The organism is candidate division KSB1 bacterium, from assembly GCA_022562085.1.
Lineage (GTDB): Bacteria > Zhuqueibacterota > Zhuqueibacteria > Oceanimicrobiales > Oceanimicrobiaceae > Oceanimicrobium.
In genome coordinates this window covers 1-7,018 of sequence record JADFPY010000223.1, presented here as the reverse complement: position 1 = coordinate 7,018, position 7,018 = coordinate 1, and the positions used below count along the sequence as shown (strand labels likewise).

Below are 7,018 nucleotides of genomic sequence, written 5' to 3'. Positions count from 1 at the left end.
TGACATGAGAAATCGGAGAGAGGAAAGACACAGTGAGTCGGATCCGACTAGGGCCAGCTAACCATCCTCAATCCCCCTCCGGGGTTTTACGCCGTCGCATCACAAGACTCCAGCCTAGTAGGCCACCCGTGCCCCCTAAAGCCGCCCCGCCGATCAACCACGCGAGGTCTGTTCTGATGACAGTTCCTATCCAGCCGCCCAAAAAAGCGGCCGCGGCTGAGCCGTCAGCGAGCATATCAACTGCGCCGGTCTGGGTGTTGTAAAGCGGTTTAAAGTCATCATAAGTGACGCCGTGGGCTTGCAAAATTGGCCGCACGAAAAATTCAAATCCCGCTCCGGCAACACCGACGGTCACTCGTTTTCCTTTTAAGTCAGCGATTTTTTTGACGCCGCTGGATTTTCGCGTAATGAAGAGCGCGATATTCGGGGCAAGGGTCATCACCGTGCGGATGGAGTACTGCTTTTCCCAGCCGCTTTCACCGCGAACCGCGAAATAGGAAATGGCGGCATTGGCCATGGCAAAGTCCAATTCCCCGCTGCTGAGCCGCCGGATATTTTCCTGGGTACCTTTGGTGGCTTCCGCTGAAACCTGCCAGGTGAGTTCGCCCCGGTTGTTGCTAACGGTCTGGGCAATTGCGCTGCCCACCGGGAAAAAAGCGCCTCCGGGCGGTGCGGTGCCGATGCTGAGAAAGTGACGTTCGGTTTTAGCGCTCTCTTCGGATGAGCTGCAGCCGCTGGCGATTATTAAAGCTAAGAGAATAAGCGTAAATGATTTTCGTGTTAAGACAGTTAAATCTGAATTCATGAAATCCCTCCGTAATTGTTTTAGAAGGACTTCTGCAGAACAACCCAATTTGTTATTTCGAGCCCTTGGACAAGCTCAGGATAAATTCCGAGAAATCTAGGCGATTCAATAATAGGCTTAAAAAGATTTCTCACGGAGCCTGCCCTGAGGCAAGCCGAACGGTCGGAATGACCCAAAAGTATACTTTTTGCAGAAGTCTCTTTTAGTAAACTTCTCTACTTTCTTAATTTTGAACCGTTTTAGACTCTTTTACATGCGTTTCTCTACTTTCGATTTTGCCATCACCGTCGCAGGTCGTGCAGTAGATTTGGCTGGTCGTTCTTCCGCTACCCGAACAGGTCTCACACTTCGTTGTTCGAAGATAACCGGTACCCTTGCACCACGGACATTTGGCCTTGCCGCTGCCGCCGCGGTTACCGACAAGTAAATGTACGATTATTGTGTTTTATCCTGCCTGAGCCGCCACAAATGCGGCACGGTTCAACCCCCTGGGCATGACATTTTTTGTCTTCCTCAAAGTCAGGCCACTTTTTTCCTTTCTTCTTGAACAGCAATCCATTTAAACTCGAATTGCTTTTGAGGAATTCTTATTCTTTCAGAAATACGTTGCAATCTTTTGGGTAAAGCCATTAGATAGTCCCTGGCTTTTTCTGCTGAATCATTTATACCGACAATATTTGCAATATTCCAATCGTTCAACAGTGACTTCAAAATATCAATATAATCTTGAGTTGTATAGACCTTAATACGTTGAGCAGCATCGGAAAAATGACCAAATAGCGTTCCGATTTCCTCCCCGGATTCTCTTAAAAAATGCGCGGGCATCACTATCTTCTTTTTCATCATATCTTCAAAGGCCAGCAGTATTTCGCTAGGGTCTATTTCCAATATGCGGTTGACAAAATTTATGTAGGCATTGGCATGCCGAGCCTCATCAGCAGCTATGACACCACATATTTTTCCTAATCGACTATTTCCGGTTTTTTGGGATAGTGTAGCTACTCTTCGGTGCGAGATGTTAGTGGCCAACTCTTGAAAACTGGTATAAATAAAACTTCGGTACGGATCTCTTCCTGTTTGAATATCAAATCCATCACTTAGCAGGTATTGAGTCGAAATTTCCATTTCTCTCATATTTACTCGGCCGGATAAATAAAGATATTTATTGAGTAAATCACCATGACGATTTTCCTCTGCTGTCCAGGCCCTTACCCATTTCGACCAGCCGTTCTTGTTGTCCTCTTCAATACCCTCTATGTCCATTAACCATGATTCATACGTAGGTAATGCTTCTTCAGTAATTGTATCACCAATTAAGACTGCAAACAGATCATAATTCATTTCTTTAGCTAATGCTTGTATCTCTTCTATCTCTTCAAAAAAACCGGGTTCTTTTGAATCTGGTAGTAAATCTGATGGTTGCCAATTTTCGTCAATCGGCTTTAAATATTTAGTAAGCAATTCATCCAACGATTTTTCAACGGTCTGCATTACTTCCAAGCGTATATTTGATGATTTCATGTTATTGCCCCTCGGTATAATTAGTTATTATATTTTGCCTGTTATTTACTCACTAACTTGTTCTTATCTGTTTTTGAATAATTGTTTGTCCTTTTTTGGTATATAAATCCTTAGAGTTTTTCTTCAAGAAGTGCTCGCACATTTATCACTTTAAAATATAAAAGTCGTTCTAAATCGTCAGTCATATAACATTCATTGTCTCTGACTCATTTCGGTAGCGACCCTATTTTACAAAAATGTAAGAATTATTAAGAATTAGTCAAGAAAAATATTTTTCAGGAGTGGTTTCAAGAGTGGTTGAGCCCCGCACGGGATGCCCATGTCAATACTTTGGCCCACAATCGAAATAAAAAATGTTCTATTGCTTGAGAAAGTTCGTCAATAAATAGGGTGCAACATATGGGTCGTTCAGATAATGGAAACGATGAGAACAGGAAAAAATCAGCTCATGAGCATGGCCCGAATATCGTAACGCTTTAGTTTTTTCCTTTGTTCCGTATTGGGATGAATTGTCATTAATTAACTTTATCCTGGTTGCATCTGGATTAGCACGGCCTTGAAGCCTAGTGCCACACAAAAAGGCGTCTAGGTTGTATCAAAGGCATTGACATGGGCACCCGTCGCGCAAGGCACACGAATGAGTTTTGATGAACTATTCTTGTTTAGTTGTCTTCTTACAGTTCTTTTGCGGCGGCTGATCCGCCGGCACGTTATTGTGCCTGAGTTCTGAAGGTCCCAAGAGGTGATTCATAAAGCTATACCTCTATAGATAAGTGTTTTAATATACACCCTTTCCCACAAATGCAAGATAACCTTTAGAATCGTTTTCAACACTTGACTAACTGATGGGGGATTTTTTATTTTAGTTGAGAGAAATTTGATTCAATCTTTGTCTTATATATTACCATTCGGTAAAGTCTAAATTGCCCGCATTTTTTTGCGGAGGTATATTTAATCTCTATTTAGGCTTCTGCAAAACAGCTCGATTCGTCATTTCGACCCCGACACTTCGGGGGAGAAATCTATTTAATTCAATTGTATGCGTAAAAAGATTTCTCCCGTTGGTCGAAATGACATAAAAGGTCGTTTTTGCAGATGTCTATTAATCTCTATTCATAAAGGAGAACTGAAATGACTAATGACAAAGAACAATTAAAGGGAATTCTAAAAGAATTTGATCTTGGGCAGGCAAAAGAAGTACTCAGCGAATTATATTCTGATCTAATGCCCACAATTTCTGAATTTAAGAATCAAGGAGAAAAATGTTCGCATGGACAAGACGGCTTTATTGGCAAAGAAGAATTTGCACAAAGCCAAGAAGCAATGTACGACCAAAATAATTTCTTATCAGCTCATTTTTTAAGCGAAGGGGCTGAAATTCAAAAAGCAATTGCTATGGTGACACTAAAAGTAGCAAAGAGTGGACTTCCATCAGGTAGTGGTTGGGGGTCCGGTTTCTTAATATCAAACTCTCTATTCATGACAAATAACCATGTCATTCTAAATAAAGCGTTTTGTGATGATGTGAATATGCAATTTATGTATCAGGACAATTATAATACAGAGCCTGCGATTAGTTCTGAGTTCTTTGAGACAAATGAGGATTCATTTTTCCATACAAATGCTGGCCTTGATTATACGATTGTAAGATTAAGGAGAAACCCGTACAGATTCAGAATTCCCTTTCCTTATAGATTAGGAGAAGATAGGGTGAACCACAGCTATCCTGCCAAACATGAATATGCAGATACCGAACAAATTGAAGAATTGAAATATTTGAATGATTTCATAACAAAGAAACAACCAATTTCTGAATTTGATCCAGCACGAATTCTCCACTTCTTTGGATACACACCTGGCAGCAAATATGGATTCATTCCACTTAGACCAACGGTGTCATATCCTGAAGGATTGAGACTAAATGTCATCCAACACCCACAAGGGAGAAAAAAGGAAGTTGTAGTACAACAAAATGAACTAACTGATGTTCATACAAATGTAATACATTATTTCTCTGATACTGACTACGGCTCATCAGGCTCTCCTGTGTTTAATAATACATGGGACTTGATGGCACTACACCATGCAAGAAAACCTTCTGAATCTGCAAATGAGGGAATGCGAATTGACAAGATTGTTGCAGATCTACGAAATGAATTCCAAACATCAAATCCAGGGTTACTAACAGAATTAGGAATCTAAAAATTAATCTAAAGGGGGAGACGTCGGCAAGTTAATAAGTCAGGCAATGCACGGGTCAAAACAGTAGCCTCTTTATTGCTACCGCACCGACATCCATGGAAATAGAAAAACCTAAAGTCGCAAATCAGCCGACGCCAAAAAGCGGTGCGGCTGATTTGTGCCTATAGCGTTCTCTAAAAAACTTGCTTCGCTCACGCAACTTTTCCCGTCGCCCTCCTCACAACCCTCCTGCCCCACAAATTCAGATTATCCAAACCGACATAAATCGTAGGCAAAATAAAAAGGGTCACGATGGTAGAGAACATCAGGCCGCCCATGATGGCGCGGGCCATGGGGAAGTAAGGGGGCCGTCGCCGCCCTGAAAACCAATGATGATATTATCTTTCAATCTCGCAGTTTCACATTGCCAAATCAGTGAAGAGATTTGCTGATGTCAAGCATCAGACTTAGTAAGTTTCCTTATACTGCTCTTATTTCGGATACTGAGTTAGCTTTTTGATCATTAATCAATTTTTCCATTGACAAACAATGGGAAAATTGTAATCTTTGGGGTATTATCAAGAAACTATAGAAAGCATATGTTGCAACACTATGAAAATTGAGATAATCAGCAATGATCCGTCAGGTAATTACTTACTTAAAAAGTCTATTAAAGGCACCAAAGAACCCACCATAAAGGAGAGATATCCAATGCAAGTAAGTTCCCGTAGTCTGACCCGCTTAATGTTCTCCTCAAAAGCTGCTGAATTAAAAGAAGCAAAATCCATTGGTGTTGCATTAGGGCCAGGTTTACCCATCGGGTTTGTCAGCGTTGGGATGCTCATCGCACTCGAGGAATTGAAGATTCCAGTTCATATGATTTCCGGCACCAGCATGGGTGCGATTTTGGGAGCGCTTTATGCCGGTGGCTCAACTCCAAAAGAGCTTCGCCAGCATGCCATCGAAATATTTTCTGATAATCGCTTGATGAGTCTCATCTCGCAGGACAAATCGGGGTTCAGCGCGTCGAGCGGTGAAAAGCTCATGGACGACCTGCGTAGAAGAGCCGGTTGGGACCCGGAATTTTACGAGCTTAAAATCCCGCTTTATGTTGTTGCGGCGGACCGGGTATCTCAAAAAAGCGTTATTTTACGTCACGGTAACGTGTGGGATGCTGTGCGCGCCAGCATTGCCATGCCGCTTTTGCTTGAGGAAAAAGAAATGGGCGGCATGAAACTCGCTGACGGCGCCATCTTCTGTCCACTTGATACGGCAGTTCTCTACTCCGAAGGCTCGGATTTTGCCATCGCCATGCAGGCAAAACCGATTAAAAGCGCAACCAACCGTAAGCTTCCGCTGCGGGCAAAATTACATCCAAAAATGTTAAGAAAACTCGGATGGGAAGTGAGCGAAGAAGTCTTTTTTGCCAAGCCAGGGTGCGAAATCCTGTTGCGACCGCGAGTACCTATGGAGCTGGCAAAAGATCCGTCGCGGATAAACGAGATAATTGAGCTCGGCATCAAAATTACCTACGACGCTACCATTGAAATCGAAAAAGGCAACTTTCGGCCGCGCACCATTGATAAAAAGGATAAAAAGGCAGCCGAGGAAAACATCGCCCGACTCAGTGCAGAAGCTGAGACAGGTGTTTCAGAAGTCGAGCGTTATCTTGGAGAACTCGAAAAGAAAACGGCGAATATGTCGGATGCAGAACTGATGGATGAATTTCCAAAATTCGCTAAGAAGTTCGGAGACTTCTATTCAACTGTGACTGAGAATTTTCCAGATGTTGATAGTGCCAGTGAGGCACTACGGTCAATGATTAAGGACTTCGCCGCGCTTGTCGACCAAAGCCCGTTCATGAGCCGGTGTTTGCGCAAACCCCAGGGGTATGCAGGTGATTACCAGATGATGAATTACATGTATGACAATAATGTATTTGATAGTCAGACCAACATGGGCAAACTCCTAAATTACTACCTCTTCTCCAGCCCGGCCACTAACGCAGTCCGGAATCGCGCCAAGATCATTCAAGGCTTGATACAGCAGCGAGCATCGTTGCAGTCCGAAATCCACATTGCCAGCATCGCCTGTGGTCCAGCGCGTGAGGTCGCCGGCGCTATGAAAATGATGGGCGATGACGTAAAGTTGGAGACGGCCGTCTGGACCTTGTTGGATCAGGATGAGGACGCCCTCGCCAACGCGCGTAAGAACCTCCCAAAAGACAAAAAACTTACGGCAAAATTTGTAAATGGCGGTGTTAGAGATTTATTAAAGAGATCCGTTGATGTCGGTGAGCAAGACGTTCTCTACTCCCTGGGACTTTTTGATTATCTTGAAGACAGAGTCGCAATCACCTTAATCAGTCGGCTTTATGCTTTCCTGAAACCAGGTGGGATCATGCTTATCGGCAACTTTGACACTAGTAATCCTTTAAGGGTTTTGATGGAAGGGTTGATGGAGTGGTACCTTATTCACCGCACGGAGGATGAAATGCTGGAAATCGTCAAG

6 protein-coding genes are annotated in these 7,018 nt (G+C 43.2%); 3 read left to right on the top strand and 3 right to left on the bottom strand.

Going from position 1 to position 7,018, the window contains the following annotated elements; genetic code table 11:
- Positions 1 to 67 precede the first annotated feature (67 nt).
- A complete protein-coding gene (locus IH879_16050; protein ID MCH7676439.1) occupies positions 68 to 805 on the bottom strand; it encodes a TAXI family TRAP transporter solute-binding subunit in 738 nt (245 codons plus the stop codon).
- A gap of 253 nt (positions 806 to 1,058) precedes the next feature.
- Between IH879_16050 and IH879_16045 the strand changes: the two genes are divergently transcribed.
- Entirely contained in the window at positions 1,059 to 1,232 is a 174-nt protein-coding gene (locus IH879_16045) for a hypothetical protein (protein ID MCH7676438.1), read from the top strand.
- Between the two features lie 92 nt (positions 1,233 to 1,324).
- Here the strand turns inward: IH879_16045 and IH879_16040 are convergent, their stop codons facing one another.
- Positions 1,325 to 2,326, bottom strand: coding sequence for an acyl-ACP desaturase (locus IH879_16040; protein ID MCH7676437.1), 1,002 nt, complete (start codon positions 2,324 to 2,326; stop codon positions 1,325 to 1,327).
- Between the two features lie 1,131 nt (positions 2,327 to 3,457).
- Here IH879_16040 and IH879_16035 point away from each other — a divergent pair.
- The gene (locus IH879_16035; protein ID MCH7676436.1) at positions 3,458 to 4,528 is read left to right on the top strand and encodes a trypsin-like peptidase domain-containing protein; all 1,071 of its coding nucleotides are present in this window, start codon (positions 3,458 to 3,460) and stop codon (positions 4,526 to 4,528) included.
- 191 nt (positions 4,529 to 4,719) lie between these two features.
- On the opposite strand, the gene IH879_16030 is transcribed toward IH879_16035, so the two are convergent.
- Entirely contained in the window at positions 4,720 to 4,860 is a 141-nt protein-coding gene (locus IH879_16030) for a hypothetical protein (GenBank protein ID MCH7676435.1), read from the bottom strand.
- A 358-nt stretch (positions 4,861 to 5,218) separates the two neighbouring features.
- On the opposite strand from IH879_16030, the gene IH879_16025 reads away from it, so the two are divergent.
- The coding region (locus tag IH879_16025; GenBank protein MCH7676434.1) for a patatin-like phospholipase family protein at positions 5,219 to 7,018 on the top strand (1,800 nt) is incomplete at its 3' end.

Coding starts and splice junctions, on each gene's coding strand:
- IH879_16035 (MCH7676436.1), top strand. CDS start 3,458: ATGACTAATGACAAAGAACAATTAAAGGGAATTCTAAAAGAATTTGAT.
- IH879_16050 (MCH7676439.1), bottom strand. CDS start 805: ATGAATTCAGATTTAACTGTCTTAACACGAAAATCATTTACGCTTATT.
- IH879_16040 (MCH7676437.1), bottom strand. CDS start 2,326: ATGAAATCATCAAATATACGCTTGGAAGTAATGCAGACCGTTGAAAAA.
- IH879_16030 (MCH7676435.1), bottom strand. CDS start 4,860: ATGGCCCGCGCCATCATGGGCGGCCTGATGTTCTCTACCATCGTGACC.
- IH879_16045 (MCH7676438.1), top strand. CDS start 1,059: ATGCGTTTCTCTACTTTCGATTTTGCCATCACCGTCGCAGGTCGTGCA.